This window comes from Pseudomonas sp. SA195, from assembly GCF_054131565.1.
In genome coordinates this window covers 2,134,237-2,151,504 of the sequence record NZ_CP096392.1, presented here as the reverse complement: position 1 = coordinate 2,151,504, position 17,268 = coordinate 2,134,237, and the positions used below count along the sequence as shown (strand labels likewise).

The following is a 17,268-nucleotide window of genomic DNA, read 5'->3' as shown; positions in this document are numbered from 1 at the left end:
ACAATTGGTCCTGCGGGGCGTCAGGTATCCAGGCGACCCGAGAGAAATTGCATCAGCCGCCGTTGCATCAGCTTGCCGGAATTACCGAGGCAGGCGATCGGCGAGCCACGTAACCCCTCCTCCGAAAATTCCGCCGCTTCGCCGGCCATCGCCAGCGGGCAATCGAGCGAAAGCGCCAGTCGCGAAAGCTGGCGCAAGATCAGCGCATTCGGCGGTACGTTGGAATAGAGCACCAGCGCTTGCGGCTGCACCTTTTCACATACCAAGGTGAGTTCATCGAGCGGCTGACCGACCGCCAGCGCATGCACCGATACGCTTTCGCTTGAGAGCAGCAGCCCGGCGACCAGCAGTTCGAGCTCACGGCACTGACCCGGAACCCCCGCAAGAAGCACGCGTTTCTCGGCTCGACCGCGTGACAGTTGCAGGCGCTGCAACACCCGAGCGCGCAGATAGGCATCGAGGAACAACCACTCGCTGCTTCGCCCGAATTCGTCGCGGCGCGACAGCAATTGCTGCCACAGCGGCAATAGCACTTCCTGAAACACAACGGGCACCGGGTAGGTAGAGAAGATCTGGCCATAGACCTGATCCAGGCGAACCTCGTCGAAACTGCTCACCGCGTGCTGTACCTGCACCTGCCACTCGCCCCATTCGCCCGCAACTGCTTCCTGCTGCTCTGGCGGTGCACTTGCCCGTGTTGCCGCATTGCGCGAAAGGATGCTACCCACCTTGCTGACCGCCACACCGCGTTCGGTCCAGGCCAGGATGCTGCGCACAGCTTCGATGTCTGCCATCGAATAAAGCCTGTGGCCACTTTCGGTTCGGGTCGGCTGGATCAGACCGTAACGCCGCTCCCACGCACGCAAAGTGACCGGATTGACGCCGGTCAGCCGCGACACTTCACGAATCGGGAACAGCTCTTCCTGCTTGAGGGACTCGTTGGCGAGCAGCTTGGAAGCACGGGCGAAATCAGTCATGACGCAGAGAGCTCATGCGAATTAATCGGCGCATTGTAACCCAGGCCTTGCCGGCATAGGCTGTACAAAAGCTATACAAACCGAGAGGTTCGACATGGTTCCCGCGCTCCCCTTGACCCTGTTCGTGGATGGTGCCTGCCCGCTCTGCGCGCGTGAGATCGCCTGGTTGCGCCGGCATGCCGATCCGACCCGGCTCAGGTTGTTGGACATCAGCGATCCGGACTTCACCGTCGAAGGCCGATCAACGGAAGCGCTACGGGCCAGGCTGCACGCCCGTAGCGCCAACGGGCAATGGCTGACCGGCTTGGACGCGACCTATTGGAGTTGGCGTGCGGCGGGGCTGGATACCTGGGCGGCGCCGCTCGGCTGGCGACCGCTGCGCCCCTTTCTCCTGATTGCCTACCGGTTGTTCGCCCTCGCTCGCCCTCATTTGAGCTGGCTGCCGCATCCTGACGGCAGCCGCCGATGTGACGACCGCTGCGAACGGTGAATGGCTCGCCGATCTCGCGAGTCTTTTCTTGTACAGCATGATTTAAAAGTATAACTTTCGCACAACCAACCATCGCCGAGCGCGCCTCAGCCGCGATCCGGCCCCTGAGGGTCTCGCCATGACCGAACTGTCCAACCATTACGAACACATTCTCGTCGGGCTCGGTGAAAACCCAGCGCGCGAAGGCCTGGTCGATACCCCCAAGCGCGCCGCCAAGGCGATGCAGTACCTGTGCAAGGGTTACAACGAACGTCTCGAGGACATCGTCAACGGCGCACTATTCGCCTCTACGAACGACGAGATGGTCATCGTGCAGGACATCGAGCTTTACTCGTTGTGCGAACACCACCTGCTGCCCTTCATCGGCAAGGCTCACGTGGCCTACATACCCACCGGCAAGGTGCTCGGGCTTTCGAAGGTTGCGCGTATCGCGGACATGTACGCGCGGCGCTTGCAGATCCAGGAAAACCTGACGCGGCAGATCGCCGAAGCCATCCAGGAAGTGACTCACGCTGCCGGCGTGGCTGTGGTGATCGAAGCCAAGCACATGTGCATGATGATGCGAGGCGTCGAAAAGCAGAACTCGGTGATGAACACGTCGGTCATGCTCGGGACGTTCCGGGAGTCATGCACCACGCGCATGGAATTTCTTCAGCTGATCGGGAAGGCTCGCTGATGGGCCTCGCACCGGGCATGGCGCGGATTCGCGTCAAGGACCTGCGTTTACGCACCTATGTTGGGATCAACGACGACGAAATCCGCAACAAGCAAGACGTGCTCATCAACATCGAGGTTGTCTACCCGGCGCGCGAGGCGGTGGTTGGCAACGATATCGACGACGCGCTGAACTACCGAACCCTGACCAAAGCCGTGATCGCCCATGTCGAAAACAACCGTTTCAGCCTACTCGAGCGCATGACTCAGGAGCTGCTCGATCTGGTGATGCGCGAGCCAAGTGTTCACGAGGCCTGTGTCGAGGTCGACAAGCCACACGCCCTGCGTTTCGCCGAGTCGGTATCCATCACCCTGAGCGCCAGCCGCTGACCTTCCGCCCAGCTTCATCTGGGCGGCCCGCCACCCGAACGAAAGCGCTGTGCCCGGCCTGTCGAACTTGTTCTAGAATGCCGCGAAACGCCCAAGAGACGCCCCGATGATCAATGCCAAGCTGCTGCAACTGGTAATCGAAGCCTCCAACGACGGAATCGTGGTTGCCGAACAAGAAGGCGAGGACAACATCCTCATCTATGCCAATCCCGCATTCCAACGTCTGACGGGCTACCAGGTCGACGACATCCTCTACCAGGACTGCCGCTTTTTGCAGGCGGACGACCGCAACCAGCCCGGGCTTGCCGCGATTCGTGAGGCCGTGCGCAACAACACGCCCTGCCGGCAGATCATCCGCAACTACCGCAAGGACGGCAGCGCCTTCTGGAACGAGCTGTCGATCACGCCTGTGTTCAATGAAGGTGACCAGCTCACCTACTTCATCGGCATCCAGAAGGACGTCACGCCCGAGGTCGAAGCACGCCAGCGTGTGCGCGAGCTGGAAGCCGAGGTCGAGCAACTCAAGGCGGAACTTGCCACGCTCAAGGGTTGAATTTGCTGCAGCACTGACGCCTCTGGTCGACGAAAATCTCGCGCCGCTCTGCCCCAGCCGACCACCGCATCAGGCCGACCCTTCTCCGGGCAGACCGATACTGCAGCTGATCGCCCATCGTCTGCTTCCAGGCTCAACGCGCTTTTCTTTTCGCCCCTCGCTTAAGCGATTCCCTACCTCGCCGATACGCTTGTTGTCACAACCCGTCACCTGGCCGGCTCGATTGCGCATTTGCTCAATTTGGGCATAAACGCGAATAATATCGAACCGCCACTACTGACACCCGCCACCGGACGGCACTTGGACCGGAAGCCTTTCCCTTGACCACTTACGCCTTCGTGGAAAACGCCGCGGTGTTGCTTGCGCTTTGCTGGCTGCTGTCCTTCAGTGCCCGGCATTGGGGCCAGAACCAGCAAACGCGCGCCCAAACGCTGGCGGGCGTCTGGTTTGGCTGTGCCTGCATTGTCGGCATGATGATGCCGATCGTTGCCGAAGCCGGGGTCATCTTCGATGCGCGCTCGGTGGTCCTGAGCACGGCCGCGCTGTTCGGCGGGCCGCTGGTGGCAGCCATTGCCGGCTTGCTCGCAGGCAGCTACCGCGCCTGGCTGGGCGGTGCTGGCGTCTGGGTCGGGCTGATCAATATCGTCATGCCAATCGGGCTCGGCCTCGTTTACCGCCATCTGCACCGCCGGGGCGCGATCGGTGTCGGCGCGTGGCAACTGTTTCTATTCGGTTTGTTGCTTCACGTCGGGGTGGTTTCGTCGCTTTGGTTGCTACCAGCCGGGCTGGCGCCGCCGACACTGAGCTTGGTCGGTGTTCCGATGCTGCTGGTATTGCCCCCCGCTGTGGTGGTGCTTGGCCTACTGCTGGCGGACATCCTGCGCCGCGACCAGATCGAACGGGCCATGAATCTCAGCGAAGCCCGGCTGCGAGCCATTACGCAGGCCGTTCCGGATGTGCTCGCTGTGCTCGACGAAGACGGGCGCTATCTGGAAGTAATCGCCAGCGATCCCGGTCTGCTGACCGTGCCTGCTGAAGAACTGGTCGGCAAGAACCTGTCCGACATCCTGCCGGAGCGCCAGGCCAGTCGCTTCGTGGCATTCATCCGTGGCACCCTCGACGGCCATGGCGCTGCCGTGCACGAATACTCGCTGCAAACACCCATCGGCAATCGCGTTTTCGAGGCTCGTGCCCATCGGCTGGCACATGCCGAATCCAGCAAGCCGGCAGTTGTCTGCCTGAGCCGGGACATCACCGAACGCGCCAGCGCCGAGCAGGAACGCCGCATCGCCGCGATCGCCTTCGAATGCCAGCAAGGCATGATCATCACCGACGCGCAAAACCGGATTCTGCGGGTCAACCAGGCATTCTCGGATATCAGTGGCTACAGCGCGGACGAGGCCATCGGCCAGGATACGCGCCTGCTCGCCTCAGGCCGCCACACGCGCGAGTTCTACCAAGAGATGTGGCATAGCATCGTGCAGAACGGGGCCTGGCAAGGCGAAATTTGGAACCGCCGCAAGAGCGGCGAGATCTATCCGGAATGGCTGACGATCAGCACGGTGCTCGACGCTCAGGGCCAGGTGACGCATTACGTGGCGGCCTTCACCGACATCACCGAACGCAAGGCCGCGGAAGAGCGCATCCACAACCTTGCGTTCTATGACGCGCTGAGTGGCCTGCCCAACCGTCGGCTGTTGATCGACCGCCTGCAGCAGGCTTTGGTGGGCTGCAGCCGCAGCCAGCGCTATGGCGCGCTCATGTTCATCGATCTGGACAACTTCAAGAACATCAACGACCTGCATGGCCATCAAGCTGGCGACCAGCTGCTCTGCATCGTCGCTGAGCGCCTGAGCCGGGAGGTGCGCAGCAGCGACACCGTGGCACGTTTGGGCGGTGACGAATTCGTGGTCATGCTGGAAGACCTCGACATCAACCCCGAATATGCGGCGGCACAGGCCGAGCACGTCAGCGAGAAGATCCTCTCGTCCCTGAAACATCCCTATCGGCTCGGTGAGCTGACCTTGCACAGCAGTGCCAGCATCGGCGTCGTCCTGTTCGATGAGAACGACAGCGATGCCGAAGAGCTGATGAAGCGCGCCGACATGTCGATGTACGAGGCCAAGCAGGCCGGCCGCGACGCCCTGCGCTTCTTCGACCCCCGTATGCAGCAGGCGGTGCAGGAACGGCTCAAGCTTGAAGAAGAGATACGCCACGGCCTGAAGCACGGCGAGTTCGTGATCCATTTCCAGCCACAGGTTGGCCTTGATTGCAGCCTGGTGGGCGCCGAAGTGCTGGTGCGCTGGCAACATCCGCAACGGGGCCTGCTGGCACCTGCCCACTTCATCGGCCCGGCTGAGCGCGCCGGGTTGATCCAGGCGCTGGACTTCGTCGTGCTGCGCCAGGCCTGCCAACAGCTAGCCGCCTGGAGTACTCATCCGGAGCGCTGCTGCCTGACCCTCGCGGTCAACCTCAGCGCGCACCTGCTGTACCAATCCGACTTCGTAGTGCGGTTGCTCGATTTGCTGGAGCAAACCGGTGCCGACCCGCACCTTCTCAAGCTGGAGCTGACCGAGTCACTCCTGCTCGATGACATGGACGAAGCCATCCTGCGCATGAAAACGCTAAAAGCGCACGGTATCCGCTTCTCCATCGACGACTTCGGCACCGGCTATTCGTCGATGGCCTATCTACAGCATTTGCCGCTCGACCAGTTGAAGATCGACCAATCCTTTGTCCGCCAGCTGGTCGAGGACACCAGCAGCCAGACGATTGTGCGGGCCACTTGCGCCCTTGCGTCGGGGCTCAATCTCGAGGTCATCGCCGAAGGGGTGGAGACCGAAGCGCAGCGGGAGCTGCTTGGCGTCAACGGTTGCAACCTCTTCCAGGGTTATCTGTTCAGCCGCCCGGTACCGCTGGCCCAGTTCGAACAGCTGCGATTCACCGTCGTGGCCTGAGCGTCGGGCCTCCGCCCAGGCCACGATGCTGGCTTACAGCGACAAAGGCGCCCGCCGGCACAATGTCACGAGCGCCTGCACCCACTGCTCATGTGTATTGAGGCAAGGCACGAGCTGTAACTGCTCGCCTCCCGCTTCGATGAATTGCTCGCGGCCGCGGTCGCCAATTTCCTCCAGCGTCTCGATGCAATCGGAAACGAAGGCCGGGCACATCACCAGCAACTTTTTCACGCCACTTGCAGCCAGCTCGTCGAGACGGGTCTCGGTGTAGGGCTCGATCCACTTCGCCCGCCCCAGGCGCGACTGGAACGACACCGACCACTGATCGGGACGCAACCCCGCGCGCTCAGCGAAGGCTGCGGCGCTCTGAATGCACTGCGCGCGGTAGCAGCTGGCGAGTACGGCGCCCTCGGCCCGCTGGCAGCAGTCATCACCCTTGAGGCAGTGCGAACCCGTGGGATCGGTCTTGTGCAAGTGCCGCTCGGGCAAGCCATGGAAACTGAGCAGCAGGTGATCGAAACCTTGCGCCAAATGGGGCTGAGCGCTGGCGACGAGCGCATCGAGGTATTCGGGCTGACCGTAGAACGGTTGTAGGATCGACAGCGTGATGTCCAGACGCCTTTCACGAATGACCCGCCGCGCTTCCTCGATCGCAGTGGTGGTGGTGCTATCGGCGAACTGAGGGTAAAGCGGCGCCAGCGTCACCTGGCGAATGCCTTGGCCTGCGAACCGCACCAGCGCACCTTCTATCGACGGTTCGCCATAGCGCATCGCCAGCTCGACCGGGCCTTCCTGCCAATATGGGCGAACCGCGTCGGTGAGCTGCCGGCTCAACACCACGAGCGGCGACCCTTCCGGCCACCAGATCGAGGCGTAGGCATGGGCTGACTGCTCGGGACGCTTGATCAGGATCAGCGAGACCAACAGGCGCCGAAGCGGCCAGGGCAGATCGACCACGTACGGGTCCATCAGGAATTGGTTGAGGTACCGGCGAACGTCGGCGACTTCGGTGGATGCGGGCGAACCCAGATTGACCAACAACAACGCCTGCTCGGTCATATACGACTTTCCTGACTACGGTTTGAAGAGGCCGGCCCTTCCTGCAACCGGCGCGGTATTTTCACACAGCGGACCGCGGCTTGCGCAGGTCCGCCAATGCCGCATCCAGCGTGGCAAAGCGGAACTGGAAACCGGCTGCCTGCAATCGGGCCGGATGGACGTTCTGCCCTCCGAGGATCAACCCGGCCAGCTCGCCCAGTGCCAGCCGAAGCATGGGCGCTGGCGCCACCATGAACGCGGGCCGGCCGAGGCTTCGGGCGTAGGCCTTGGCGAACGCTGCATTGCGTACCGGCTGCCGTGCGCAGGCATTGTAGGGGCCGGTCGCCGCTGGGAGCTGCAAGAGAAAATCTATGAGGTCGATCTGATCGTCGATGTGAACCCAGGGCATCCATTGACGCCCATCGCCCTGGCGACCACCGAGGCCGCATGCAAACAGCGGCTTGAGTCGCTGCAGGAAACCACCCTCACGCGAAAGCACCAACCCTGTACGTACCCGCACGACCCTGATACCCAGCGACTCCGCTCGCGTCGCGCTGGCTTCCCAAGCCTGGCACAGCTGCGATGCGAAATCGTCACTGGCCGGCTCGTCGTCTTCGCTCAGCGGCCGGTCACCACCGTCGCCATACCAGCCCACCGCCGAGCCGGAAACCAGCACGGCCGGCTTTTGCGCGCGCTGACCAAGCCAGTCGACGAGCGTATCGGTCAGGGTTACGCGGCTGTTCCATAGCAGCTCGCGACGTGACCCGGTCCAGGGCCTGTCGGCAATCGGCGCCCCGGCCAGGTTGATGACCGCATCGAGCGGCACGGCATCGAGCTCCTCCAGCGACGCGACGCCTCGAACCTGCTCCCCGCAGAGCCGTGCAACCTTCTCCGGCGAGCGACTCCAGACCCACAGCTGATGCCCCTGCGTAACCCACTTGTGGCACAACGCCCGGCCGATAAGGCCGGTGCCGCCGGTCAGCAATATGTTCATAGATCACCCTCTTGATGCCGCATGGCACCATTGCGGAATCATACATCTATACAGATACCAATTGTTGTACAGCTTTAGTGGCAAGGTTAGCCTAATGCGTTCCCTACTGCAGGTGTCCGTATGAACCGTTTCAACCCTGCCAAGCTCAACTTGTCCAAATGGACAGCCGTCCAACCGCGTCAGAAGGAAAAGCATTTCATCGTCATCGACCTGCTACGCGATGAGGCGGGCGTACTGTTGAAGGTTGAACTGCAAGCCGTGTACACCCAGCGTAGCGAGTGGCTGGACTGGCGCGACCTGCGCGATTCGTCTGTATGGCGCATGGGATGGTGCTGAGCGCATTGGCATGCTGACCGCCAGTCGCCAAAGCTGTACAACAGCTATTGACTTGTACAAGCGCAATCCTATGATGGCGACATGTTGTACAGGAATTACAAAGCTGTACAAGACGCAACGAGGTCGCTTATGCCCAACTCTGCTCGCACGCCCATCAAAGTCGGCATCAGCGCCTGCCTGCTCGGTAGCCCGGTACGTTTCAATGGAGGTCACAAGGAATCGCGGCTGTGCAGCGAAACGCTGGCGAAACACTTCGAGTTCGTACCGATCTGTCCCGAAGTAGCGATCGGGCTAGGTACGCCGCGCGAACCCATTCGGTTGGTGGGTGATCCAGTCTCGCCACGTGCAGTCGGTAGCGTACGGCCAGAGCTGGATGTGACCGATGCATTGCGGACCTACGGCGAGGACGTCGCCGAGGCGCTGCATGACATCAGCGGTTACGTGTTAATGCAGAAGTCGCCCTCCTGCGGTATGGAGCGAGTGAAGGTCTACCAGGAGAGCGGCCACCCGGTCAAAGGCGGCGCCAGCGGCGTATTCGCACAAGCACTGATGACGGCGCGGCCAGACCTCCCCGTCGAGGAGGACGGCCGCTTGAACGACCCGGTCCTCCGCGAGAATTTTCTGACTCGCATTTTCGCCTACGCCGACTGGCACCGCCTGCTCACCGCAGGGCTTACGCGCAAGGCGGTTGTCGATTTCCACTCGCGGTACAAGTACCAACTGATGGCCAATGACCCGGTGCAGTACAAAAATCTGGGCCGCCTGGTCGCCACCGTCGGTCACACGCCCCTTGAGGAATTTGCCCCGCAGTATTTCAGCCAGTTGATGATGGCGCTGAAGAAGACCGCGTCACGCGGCACCCATACCAACGTGCTGCAGCACCTAAGTGGCTATCTGAAAGACGATATTTCTGGCGACGACAAACGAGAGCTGCAGCACGTGATCAGCCAGTATCGCGAGGGCATCGTACCGCTGGTCGTGCCGCTGACGCTGCTGAAACACCACTTCCGTCATCACCCGGATCGCTACATCGCGAACCAGGCCTACCTGCAACCGCACCCTGAAGACCTCAGCCTGCGCAACGGCATCTAAACCATGACCCGATTTCTCGACGACCCCGAACTCGGCGGCGCGGACGGCTGGGTGCCGATCCGCGAAGTGGCGCGCATCACCGGCGTCAACCCCGTGACGTTGCGCGCTTGGGAGCGCCGCTATGGATTGATCGTTCCGCGTCGCACCGCCAAAGGTCACCGCCTCTACGATGAGAGCCATGTCCAGCGCATCCAGAGCATCGTCGGCTGGTTGAACCGTGGCGTGGCGGTAAGCCAGGTCAAACAACTGCTCGATGCTCGGCAAAGCGTCAATCTGGCCGAGCACAACCAGTGGGGCGGGCTGCATGACGAGATGCTGCAGGCGGTCGGCGGCCTCAACGAGCGTCAGCTCGACGACGCCTTCAACCGAGCGCTCGCGCTCTATCCACCGCGTACACTCTGTCAGCATCTGTTGCTGCCCCTGCTGCTGAGCATGGAGCAGCGCTGGCACTCACCCTTCGGCGCTGAGCTCGAACGCGCGCTGTTCCAGTCTTGGCTACGCACCAAGCTCGGCACGCGCCTGTATCACGCCAACCGCCAGCACCAAGGTTCGCCGCTGCTGCTGGTCAACCTCTGCGACCAGCGATTCGAGCCCGGCCTTTGGCTAAGCGCCTGGCTCGTCTCCAGCGCCGGCTGCCCGGTCGAAGTGCTCGAATGGCCGGTGCCACTGAACGAGCTGCCGCTTGCCCTGGAACGCATCGAGCCGCGTGGTCTGCTGCTCTATGCCAGCCAGCCGCTGGACAGCGGCTACCTCAAGCGCCAATTGCCTCGTCTCGCTGAAGGGGACGTACCGCTCATGCTCGCCGGGCCGGTAGCGAGCATCCACCAGGCCGAACTACGCGACCTTGCGGGGCTGACCCTTGCGATCGACCCGCTCGCCGCCCTCGAAGCCCTGCAGGCCAGCTTGCTGGTGGATGGCGCCAAAGGATATCTCGAATGAACCAGCTGCTCTGGCTGCGTACTGATCTGCGCGTTTCCGACAACACCGCGCTAAGCGCCGCGATGGAGGCCGGGCCGACGCTCGCGGTCTACCTCATCACTCCCGGTCAGTGGCTTGCCCACGATGACGCACCCTGCAAGGTCGATTTCTGGCTACGTAACCTCAGGGTGCTCTCGTCTCGGCTGGCCGAACTCAACGTGCCGCTGCTGGTCCGCCAGGTCGATGATTGGCGCGGCGTACCCGAGGTCATCGAAACAATCTGCGCGGAGCAGCAGGTCACCGCGGTGCACGTGAATGACGAGTACGGCGTCAACGAGCAGCGGCGTGACGACGCCGTCGAGGCACAGCTCGGCCGTGCAGGGATCGGCCTTCGCCGCTACCTTGACCAGCTCTTGTTCGCGCCCGGTAGCGTGCAGACCTTGTCAGGCGGTTGCTTCAAGGTCTTCAGCCAGTTCCGCAAGGTCTGCCATGCGCGCCTGAACCAGTCGCTGCCGGCGTGCCTGCCGGCCCCGTCCCGCCAGGCCCCGTTGCCTGTCGTTGCCGAGCACATTCCGGAGCGGATCGAAGGGTTCGCTGTGCCCAGCGACTATCTTCGGTCACTTTGGCCGGCTGGCGAGGCGTTTGCGCTGAGGCGCCTTCAGATCTTCATCGAAGACGACCTGGCCGATTACGACCAGCGCCGTGATGTACCCGCCGAAGCCGGCACCAGCCAGCTGTCGGCCTACCTGGCCGCTGGCGTGGTATCGCCCCGCCAATGCCTGCACGCGGCACTGATGAGCAACCGTGGCGAGCTCGACGGCGGCAACCCCGGCGCCGTGACCTGGATCAACGAGCTGCTCTGGCGCGAGTTCTACAAACACATCCTGGTCGGTTTTCCGTGCGTCTCCATGGGCCGGGCCTTTCGCCGCGAGACCGAGGCGTTACCCTGGCGCCATGCCGCGGACGATCTGGAGGCCTGGCAGCAGGGCCGCACTGGCATACCGATCATCGATGCTGCCATGCGGCAAATGCTGGCGACCGGCTGGATGCATAACCGCCTGCGCATGGTCACGGCGATGTTCTTGAGCAAGAACCTGCTCATCGACTGGCGCCATGGCGAACGGTGGTTCATGCGCAACCTGATCGATGGCGACCTCGCCGCGAACAATGGCGGATGGCAGTGGAGCGCCTCGACCGGCACTGACTCGGTGCCCTACTTCCGCCTGTTCAACCCGATCAGCCAATCCGAGAAGTTCGACCCCAGCGGCACGTTCATCCGCCAATGGCTGCCGGAGCTGGTCGAACTCGGTAAGCGTGAAATCCATGATCCTAGCCGGCTGAGCGGCCTTTTCGGGCCCGCTGATTACCCGCGAGCCATCGTCGATCTGCGCATGAGTCGCGAGCGGGCGCTCAATGCGTTTCGGAGCTTGGGAGAGGCATCGTGAGTCGCCGTCGCGCTCGCCGCGCCGCGACCTACACTTGTTCACGAGATCCCCGACCCGCCTGAAGTTGGCGCTGGCGCCCCTGGCGCAACGCTCAAGGACCGAACGCAATGAAGATCGCCATCATCGGCAGCGGGATCTCCGGCTTGACCTGCGCCTACCTGATCAACCGCCGCCACCAGGTGACGGTGTTCGAGGCCTCCAGCTGGATTGGCGGCCACGGGCGTGACATTGACGTGCGTATCGGCAACCGCAGCCATACCGTCAACACCGGTTTCGTGCTGTTCGAGGAAAGCAATCACCCGAATTTCACCCGCCTGCTGGACCGCCTGGGCGTGGCGTTCACCCCGGTCGAGACCAGCTTCTCGGTGAGCGATCCGGCAACAGGCTTCGAATTCAGCAATCGCAACCTCAACGCGCTGCTCAGCCAGCGCCGTAACGTCCTGTCCCTGTCCTTCTGGCATCTGCTTCGCGAGATCCAGCGTTTCAGGAGAGACGCTCTCGACGATTATGACCGGCAACGCATTGCGCCCCAGCTGACGCTCGGTGAATACCTGCGCCTCGGTGGCTACGGAGAGCGCCTGTTGCACCACTACCTCGCACCGATGGGTGCATTGGCCTGGCTGCTGTCCCCCGGCGAACTGATTGAGTTCCCCATGCAGCCTCTGGTTCGCTTGTTCAAGCAGCATGGCCTATTGGCCTCCAGCGAAGGTCCCCGCTGGTATGCCGTACAAGGCGGTACAAGCGGCTACCTGCCCGCGCTGACGCGCAGTTTCGCCGAGCGGATTCGCACCCAGTGCCCGGTGCAAGCGATCAGCCGTGACCCAGCGGGCGTGACCGTGATTAGCCCCCTGGGGGAGGAGCGCTTCGACAAAGTCGTATTCGCCTGCCACAGCGACCAGGCGCTCCGGCTGATCGACCAGCCCACCACCGCTGAACGCGAAGTGCTGGGCACGCTCGGCTATGTACAGAGCGAGATGGTCCTGCACACCGATACGCGCCTGTTACCACGCCGCGCTTCAGCGCGCGCCAGCTGGAACTACCGCCTCGGCAGCACGCCGGATCAGTTGCCCTCCATTACCTACAACCTCAACGTGCTGCAGGGCCTGGCACTGCCGGACCGCCTCTGCCTGAGCATCAACCAGGGCGCAGCCATCGACCCGGCGCGAGTCCTCCACCGTTTCAGTTGCTCGCGCCCGTTCTTCAGCCGCGCCTACACCCGGGCCCAAGCCGGTGCGCGCGACCTGCAAGGGATCAACCACAGCTATTTCTGCGGTGCTTACTGGGGCAATGGCCTGCACGAAGACGGCGTAACCAGCGCCATGCGTGTCGCGCTGGCGATCGATAAACAACGCTGAACGACCCGGCCATACGGACAGGCCAATGCTGCACATAGATGCCGACCGACGGGGCTACGCCCGCTCATCGGCACGCCGATAACTACACAGCGATTCCGCCCGGAGCAGTACGCGATGTCCGACACCTCACTCGATTCAATCGAACACTACCGTAAAGCCGACCGCATCATGCTCGGCGTGTTGTGGTTCCTCGTCATCTATGCCCTGGGCATCGGGGCGGTCTATGGCACCTGGATGCAGGCGCTGCTGGTCGGTGGCGGCACGGCGCTGGCCATGACGATGCTCAACGCCTTCATTGCCGGCCAGCGCCTGATGCGCTGCCTCGTAGGCGTCGCGTTCATGGTCATGTCAGGCCTGCACATTAACCAGGCCGAAGGGCTGATGGAGATGCACTTCGGCATCTTCGCCCTGCTGGCCTTCCTGGTGTACTACCGGGACTGGCTGCCGATCGTCGTAGCGGCCGGCACCATCGCCATCCATCACCTGGCGTTCTTTGCCCTGCAGCAGGACGGAGCAAGCGTGCACCTGATGCCCCACGGAAACTGGGCGGAGGTGTTCCTCCATGCCTTTTACGTCGTGGTGGAAAGCGCAATCCTGATCTACCTGGCCATTCGTGCCGAAAGCGAGGCACGCGAAGGCGAGGCCCTGCGCGGTACCGCCGCGGCCATCACCCGGGACGCCACCACGATCGACTTGCGTCAGCGCAGCAAGGCCAGTGGTCCCGTGGCGCAACGCTTCAACCACATGCTCGACCAGCTCAGCGAGCTCATCGGCGCGGTCGTTCACGACACTCAGGGGCTGGGCGGCACGGCCGGCAATCTGAACAAGGCGATGCAGCAGATGCGCGCCGGCGCCGACCGCCAACTCGCCGAGACGGCTTATATGGTGCAAGCCATGCAGCAAATGTCGACCGCCATCGAAGAAGTCGCCTCGCATGCCGACCAGGCCGCCCGGGCGACGCAGGCGGCCAATGCCAAAGCCGAACAGGGCCGAGTGGCCGTGGACACCAGCCGCGAGGAAATCGCCCTCTTGGCCCGACGCATCGACAGCACCGACGAAGTGATGCAGGACCTGGCCCAGCAGTCCGAACAGATCGGCCGTGTGCTGGAAGTCATTCGCAGCATCGCCGACCAGACCAACCTGCTAGCGCTCAATGCCGCGATCGAAGCCGCGAGGGCCGGCGAGCAAGGCCGCGGCTTCGCCGTTGTCGCGGACGAGGTGCGCAACCTGGCGCAGAAAACCGCTGCCTCCACCAGTGAGATTCAAGACATCATCAGCCGCCTGCAGCAAGGCAGCCGCAAGGCCGCCTCGTCCATGCAGGAAAGCCGTGACAACGTCTCGCGCTGCGTCGACGACAGCCAGCGCACCGCCGCGCTGCTGGAGTCGGTCGTGCAGGAGATGGCGTCGGTCAGCCAGATGAATGAACTGATCGCCTCCGCCACCCACGAGCAAACGGCCGTCTCGGCCGACGTTGCGCATCACCTGCAGACGGTGCAAGCGATCGCCGAACAGAACGCCACCGATGCTAACCAGCTCGATCGGGACGGCGACGGCCTCCATGCCTTGGCTGCCCGACTGAGCCAGCTCAGTGGCCGGTTCGCAGTGAACTGACGCGACGCCTCGGTCGAAAGGCCGAGCCAGTCACGCCGGGCGGGCCCCGTTTCAACGGGGCGCCTGCCATCACAGGCTGGCGACGCTGACCTGGTTACGCCCGCCTCGCTTCGCCATGTAGAGCCGCCGGTCTGCCTCTTCGAGCAACCGCCCCGCTGATGCGCCAGCATCTGGCGGCGAGACCGTGGCGCCGGGCAAGGTCGCAATGCCGATACTGGTGGTGATGCGCCCGGTCGGTGCCAGCTCATGCGGCAGCGCCGCAGCGAATAACCCTTCGCGTAGCCGCTCCGCAATGCGCTCGGCGGCGGCGCCGTCCAGCCCTGGAAGAATCACCGCAAACTCCTCGCCGCCGTAACGACACGCCAGATCGGCCGGGCGAAACACCCCGGCACGCAGCAGTTGCGCCAAGCGTCGCAAGCAATCGTCGCCGGCCTGATGGCCGTAGTGGTCGTTGTAGCGTTTGAAGAAATCGATATCGAGCAGCAACAGCGAGAGCGCATTGCCTTCCCGCCTGGCGCGCGCGACCTCAGCCTGCAGGGTTTCATCGAAGCGCCGCCGGTTCGGCAGGCCAGTGAGGTAATCGGTATCGGCCAGCTCGCTCAAGCGTGCATTGGCCTGTGCCATATGCTGGTTGGCTTCGGCCAGCTGCCGGCGCAGCCGGTGCTGCTCGGTGACATCCGTCATGGCCAGGGTCATTCCAATGACCTGGTCGACATCGTGGTCCTGCACCGCCTGGATGGTGAGCTGGTAATGGCGCCCGGCAAGTGTCAGTTCGATGTCGGCAATGGCCTCGCCCGCGGCCAACCGCGCAATGGTGCCGGGCACATCCAATTGGTCGGTGCCGAGGTGCTCGGCCAGGGCCTGCCCAGCCAGCGGCTTGCCATCGAACCCGAACAAACGGGCCAGCGCACGGTTGGCATTGACGAAGCGCCCCTCACGGTCTACCAGGCCTAGCGCAATCGGCGCAGCGGCATAGAGCGCCTCGAGCTGCACCAGCCGCGGGCTCAGCGAGCCGATCGCCGGAGTGATATCGCGGTCGATGCCGCGATAGCCGATGAAGGTGCCGTCGTCGGCGAAAAGCGGGATGCCGCTCGTCTCGAGCACCACCAGGCGTCCGTCGGCATGCAGGTTTCGGTTGATGAGCCCAGCGAAGGGCCGTTGCGCGGCAACGATCGCGGCGAACTGCGCACCGACGCGCTCGGCTTCCTGCGGCGGCATGAAATCGAACGGCGTGCGTCCAAGCACATGACTGGGGGCGTACCCGAGGATCTGCTCGCTATGCGCGGAGCAAAAGGTGTAGCGGCCTTGTGCGTCGACTTCCCACAGCCAGTCGCTGTTGTGCGCGATGATTTCCTGCAGGCGCCGGATTTCGCGCTGATAGGCTTCCGGCGAAGCGTGATGGCTGGACATAGGTGGGTTCGCCATGAGCGATGTGGAAGCGGCGCGGACTTTAGAGCAGCCGCCGGGCAGAGGCAACGCGCTTTTCGACCGATCCAACAGAGCTGAAGTGCCCAGCCGATCGAAGGTACTGGCTGAAACGTTTGAGCGCCCCAGGCGCGACCTCATGCCGCATATCGCCGTTGCCTGGCCAGGCCGGCCTTCGGCTGGAGCCGACCGTCACCAGGTGGTATTGCTGTCGACCTCTGCTACTGCCGCACAGGATGACGTCATGATCCCAACCCCTCTCGTCGACGCCCTTCGCCACGCCCGTCAGGTCGTGGTGTTCACCGGCGCTGGCGTATCGGCCGAAAGCGGCATCCCGACCTTTCGCGACTCGCTGACCGGCCTGTGGGAGCGCTTCGACGCCACCGCGCTGGCTACACCCGACGCCTACCGGGCCGATCCTTCGCTGGTCTGGGGTTGGTACGAGTGGCGCCGCATGAAGGTCTTGCAGGCTCAACCGAACCCAGCCCACCGCGCCATCGCGGCACTTGCGGGGCAGGTACCGCGACTGACGCTGATCACCCAGAACGTCGACGATCTGCACGAACGCGCCGGCAGCTCGGAGGTAATCCACCTGCACGGCAGCCTGCATCAGCCACGCTGTTTCGCCTGCGGCGCGCAACCAGACGCCCCGCTGCCCAGTCCAGACGAGCCCGAAGGGGGCCGTCGCCTCTCGCCACCGGCCTGCTGCCGCTGCGGCGGTCAGCTACGGCCCGGTGTCGTCTGGTTCGGCGAGAGCCTTCCGGGCGACGCGCTCGAGGCGGCATTCCAGGCGGCACGGCAATGCGACCTGCTGCTCTCTGTCGGCACGTCCGGAACGGTCTACCCAGCCGCCGAAGTGCCCGGCATCGCCTGGCGAGCCGGCGCGGTGGTCGCCCACGTCAATCCGCAGCCGCACGTCGAGCACACGGAACGGGAATACGCGTTGAAAGGCGCCGCCGGCGAATGGCTACCGAAGCTGCTCGAGCAGGCCTTTGGCCCGGGTTGAGGGCCATTCGAGCAATTGGCGCGGCAT

At 63.4% G+C, this 17,268-nt stretch carries 16 protein-coding genes; 12 read left to right on the top strand and 4 right to left on the bottom strand.

The window, feature by feature from the left end:
• Positions 1-20: 20 nt before the first annotated feature.
• A complete protein-coding gene (locus M1D78_RS09990) occupies positions 21-977 on the bottom strand; it encodes a MerR family transcriptional regulator (RefSeq protein WP_437419411.1) in 957 nt (318 codons plus the stop codon).
• 94 nt (positions 978-1,071) lie between these two features.
• Between M1D78_RS09990 and M1D78_RS09985 the strand changes: the two genes are divergently transcribed.
• The 5 genes from M1D78_RS09985 (at position 1,072) to M1D78_RS09965 (ending at position 6,021) form a co-directional block, all read left to right on the top strand.
• Complete coding sequence (locus tag M1D78_RS09985; RefSeq protein WP_437419412.1) at positions 1,072-1,467, top strand: thiol-disulfide oxidoreductase DCC family protein; 396 nt, start codon at positions 1,072-1,074, stop codon at positions 1,465-1,467.
• Positions 1,468-1,585: 118 nt separating this feature from the next.
• Entirely contained in the window at positions 1,586-2,143 is a 558-nt protein-coding gene (gene folE / locus M1D78_RS09980; protein ID WP_437419413.1) for a GTP cyclohydrolase I FolE, read from the top strand.
• Entirely contained in the window at positions 2,140-2,511 is a 372-nt protein-coding gene (folX, locus tag M1D78_RS09975) for a dihydroneopterin triphosphate 2'-epimerase (protein WP_437420353.1), read from the top strand. The genes folE and folX overlap by 4 nt, the downstream gene beginning before the upstream one ends.
• A 106-nt stretch (positions 2,512-2,617) precedes the next feature.
• Positions 2,618-3,064, top strand: a complete 447-nt coding sequence (locus M1D78_RS09970; protein WP_437419414.1) for a PAS domain-containing protein — start codon at positions 2,618-2,620, stop codon at positions 3,062-3,064.
• A gap of 320 nt (positions 3,065-3,384) precedes the next feature.
• Positions 3,385-6,021 carry an EAL domain-containing protein gene (locus M1D78_RS09965; protein ID WP_437419415.1) on the top strand — a complete coding sequence of 879 codons (2,637 nt, stop codon included), beginning with the start codon at positions 3,385-3,387 and terminating at the stop codon, positions 6,019-6,021.
• 33 nt (positions 6,022-6,054) lie between these two features.
• On the opposite strand, the gene hemH is transcribed toward M1D78_RS09965, so the two are convergent.
• Together hemH and M1D78_RS09955 are read right to left on the bottom strand one after the other, a co-directional pair.
• The gene (gene hemH, locus M1D78_RS09960) at positions 6,055-7,080 is read right to left on the bottom strand and encodes a ferrochelatase (RefSeq protein WP_437419416.1); all 1,026 of its coding nucleotides are present in this window, start codon (positions 7,078-7,080) and stop codon (positions 6,055-6,057) included.
• A 61-nt stretch (positions 7,081-7,141) separates the two neighbouring features.
• On the bottom strand, positions 7,142-8,053 hold the full coding sequence (locus M1D78_RS09955; RefSeq protein ID WP_437419417.1) for a TIGR01777 family oxidoreductase: 912 nt from the start codon (positions 8,051-8,053) through the stop codon (positions 7,142-7,144).
• Positions 8,054-8,173: 120 nt separating this feature from the next.
• Here M1D78_RS09955 and M1D78_RS09950 point away from each other — a divergent pair, with 120 nt between their 5' ends.
• The 6 genes from M1D78_RS09950 (at position 8,174) to M1D78_RS09925 (ending at position 14,810) form a co-directional block, all read left to right on the top strand.
• Positions 8,174-8,389, top strand: coding sequence for a TIGR02450 family Trp-rich protein (locus M1D78_RS09950; RefSeq protein ID WP_437419418.1), 216 nt, complete (start codon positions 8,174-8,176; stop codon positions 8,387-8,389).
• Between the two features lie 129 nt (positions 8,390-8,518).
• The gene (locus M1D78_RS09945; RefSeq protein ID WP_437419419.1) at positions 8,519-9,481 is read left to right on the top strand and encodes a YbgA family protein; all 963 of its coding nucleotides are present in this window, start codon (positions 8,519-8,521) and stop codon (positions 9,479-9,481) included.
• 3 nt (positions 9,482-9,484) lie between these two features.
• Positions 9,485-10,420, top strand: coding sequence for a MerR family transcriptional regulator (locus tag M1D78_RS09940; protein ID WP_437419420.1), 936 nt, complete (start codon positions 9,485-9,487; stop codon positions 10,418-10,420).
• On the top strand, positions 10,417-11,844 hold the full coding sequence (gene phrB, locus M1D78_RS09935; protein WP_437419421.1) for a deoxyribodipyrimidine photo-lyase: 1,428 nt from the start codon (positions 10,417-10,419) through the stop codon (positions 11,842-11,844). The genes M1D78_RS09940 and phrB overlap by 4 nt, the downstream gene beginning before the upstream one ends.
• A 107-nt stretch (positions 11,845-11,951) precedes the next feature.
• Positions 11,952-13,199 (top strand): NAD(P)/FAD-dependent oxidoreductase, encoded by a 1,248-nt coding sequence (locus tag M1D78_RS09930; RefSeq protein ID WP_437419422.1) that lies wholly within the window; start codon positions 11,952-11,954, stop codon positions 13,197-13,199.
• Positions 13,200-13,313: 114 nt separating this feature from the next.
• Entirely contained in the window at positions 13,314-14,810 is a 1,497-nt protein-coding gene (locus M1D78_RS09925; RefSeq protein ID WP_437419423.1) for a methyl-accepting chemotaxis protein, read from the top strand.
• A 69-nt stretch (positions 14,811-14,879) separates the two neighbouring features.
• Here the strand turns inward: M1D78_RS09925 and M1D78_RS09920 are convergent, their stop codons facing one another.
• Complete coding sequence (locus M1D78_RS09920) at positions 14,880-16,220, bottom strand: sensor domain-containing diguanylate cyclase (protein ID WP_437419424.1); 1,341 nt, start codon at positions 16,218-16,220, stop codon at positions 14,880-14,882.
• A gap of 259 nt (positions 16,221-16,479) precedes the next feature.
• On the opposite strand from M1D78_RS09920, the gene M1D78_RS09915 reads away from it, so the two are divergent.
• Entirely contained in the window at positions 16,480-17,241 is a 762-nt protein-coding gene (locus tag M1D78_RS09915) for an SIR2 family NAD-dependent protein deacylase (protein WP_437419425.1), read from the top strand.
• Positions 17,242-17,268 lie beyond the last annotated feature (27 nt).

Excerpts from the sequence above, each read along its gene's own strand:
- M1D78_RS09970 (WP_437419414.1), top strand. The coding sequence starts at position 2,618 with ATGATCAATGCCAAGCTGCTGCAACTGGTAATCGAAGCCTCCAACGAC.
- M1D78_RS09955 (WP_437419417.1), bottom strand. The coding sequence starts at position 8,053 with ATGAACATATTGCTGACCGGCGGCACCGGCCTTATCGGCCGGGCGTTG.
- hemH (WP_437419416.1), bottom strand. The coding sequence starts at position 7,080 with ATGACCGAGCAGGCGTTGTTGTTGGTCAATCTGGGTTCGCCCGCATCC.
- phrB (WP_437419421.1), top strand. The coding sequence starts at position 10,417 with ATGAACCAGCTGCTCTGGCTGCGTACTGATCTGCGCGTTTCCGACAAC.
- M1D78_RS09950 (WP_437419418.1), top strand. The coding sequence starts at position 8,174 with ATGAACCGTTTCAACCCTGCCAAGCTCAACTTGTCCAAATGGACAGCC.
- M1D78_RS09985 (WP_437419412.1), top strand. The coding sequence starts at position 1,072 with ATGGTTCCCGCGCTCCCCTTGACCCTGTTCGTGGATGGTGCCTGCCCG.
- M1D78_RS09940 (WP_437419420.1), top strand. The coding sequence starts at position 9,485 with ATGACCCGATTTCTCGACGACCCCGAACTCGGCGGCGCGGACGGCTGG.
- M1D78_RS09915 (WP_437419425.1), top strand. The coding sequence starts at position 16,480 with ATGATCCCAACCCCTCTCGTCGACGCCCTTCGCCACGCCCGTCAGGTC.
- folE (WP_437419413.1), top strand. The coding sequence starts at position 1,586 with ATGACCGAACTGTCCAACCATTACGAACACATTCTCGTCGGGCTCGGT.
- M1D78_RS09930 (WP_437419422.1), top strand. The coding sequence starts at position 11,952 with ATGAAGATCGCCATCATCGGCAGCGGGATCTCCGGCTTGACCTGCGCC.
- M1D78_RS09925 (WP_437419423.1), top strand. The coding sequence starts at position 13,314 with ATGTCCGACACCTCACTCGATTCAATCGAACACTACCGTAAAGCCGAC.
- M1D78_RS09990 (WP_437419411.1), bottom strand. The coding sequence starts at position 977 with ATGACTGATTTCGCCCGTGCTTCCAAGCTGCTCGCCAACGAGTCCCTC.
- M1D78_RS09945 (WP_437419419.1), top strand. The coding sequence starts at position 8,519 with ATGCCCAACTCTGCTCGCACGCCCATCAAAGTCGGCATCAGCGCCTGC.
- M1D78_RS09920 (WP_437419424.1), bottom strand. The coding sequence starts at position 16,220 with ATGTCCAGCCATCACGCTTCGCCGGAAGCCTATCAGCGCGAAATCCGG.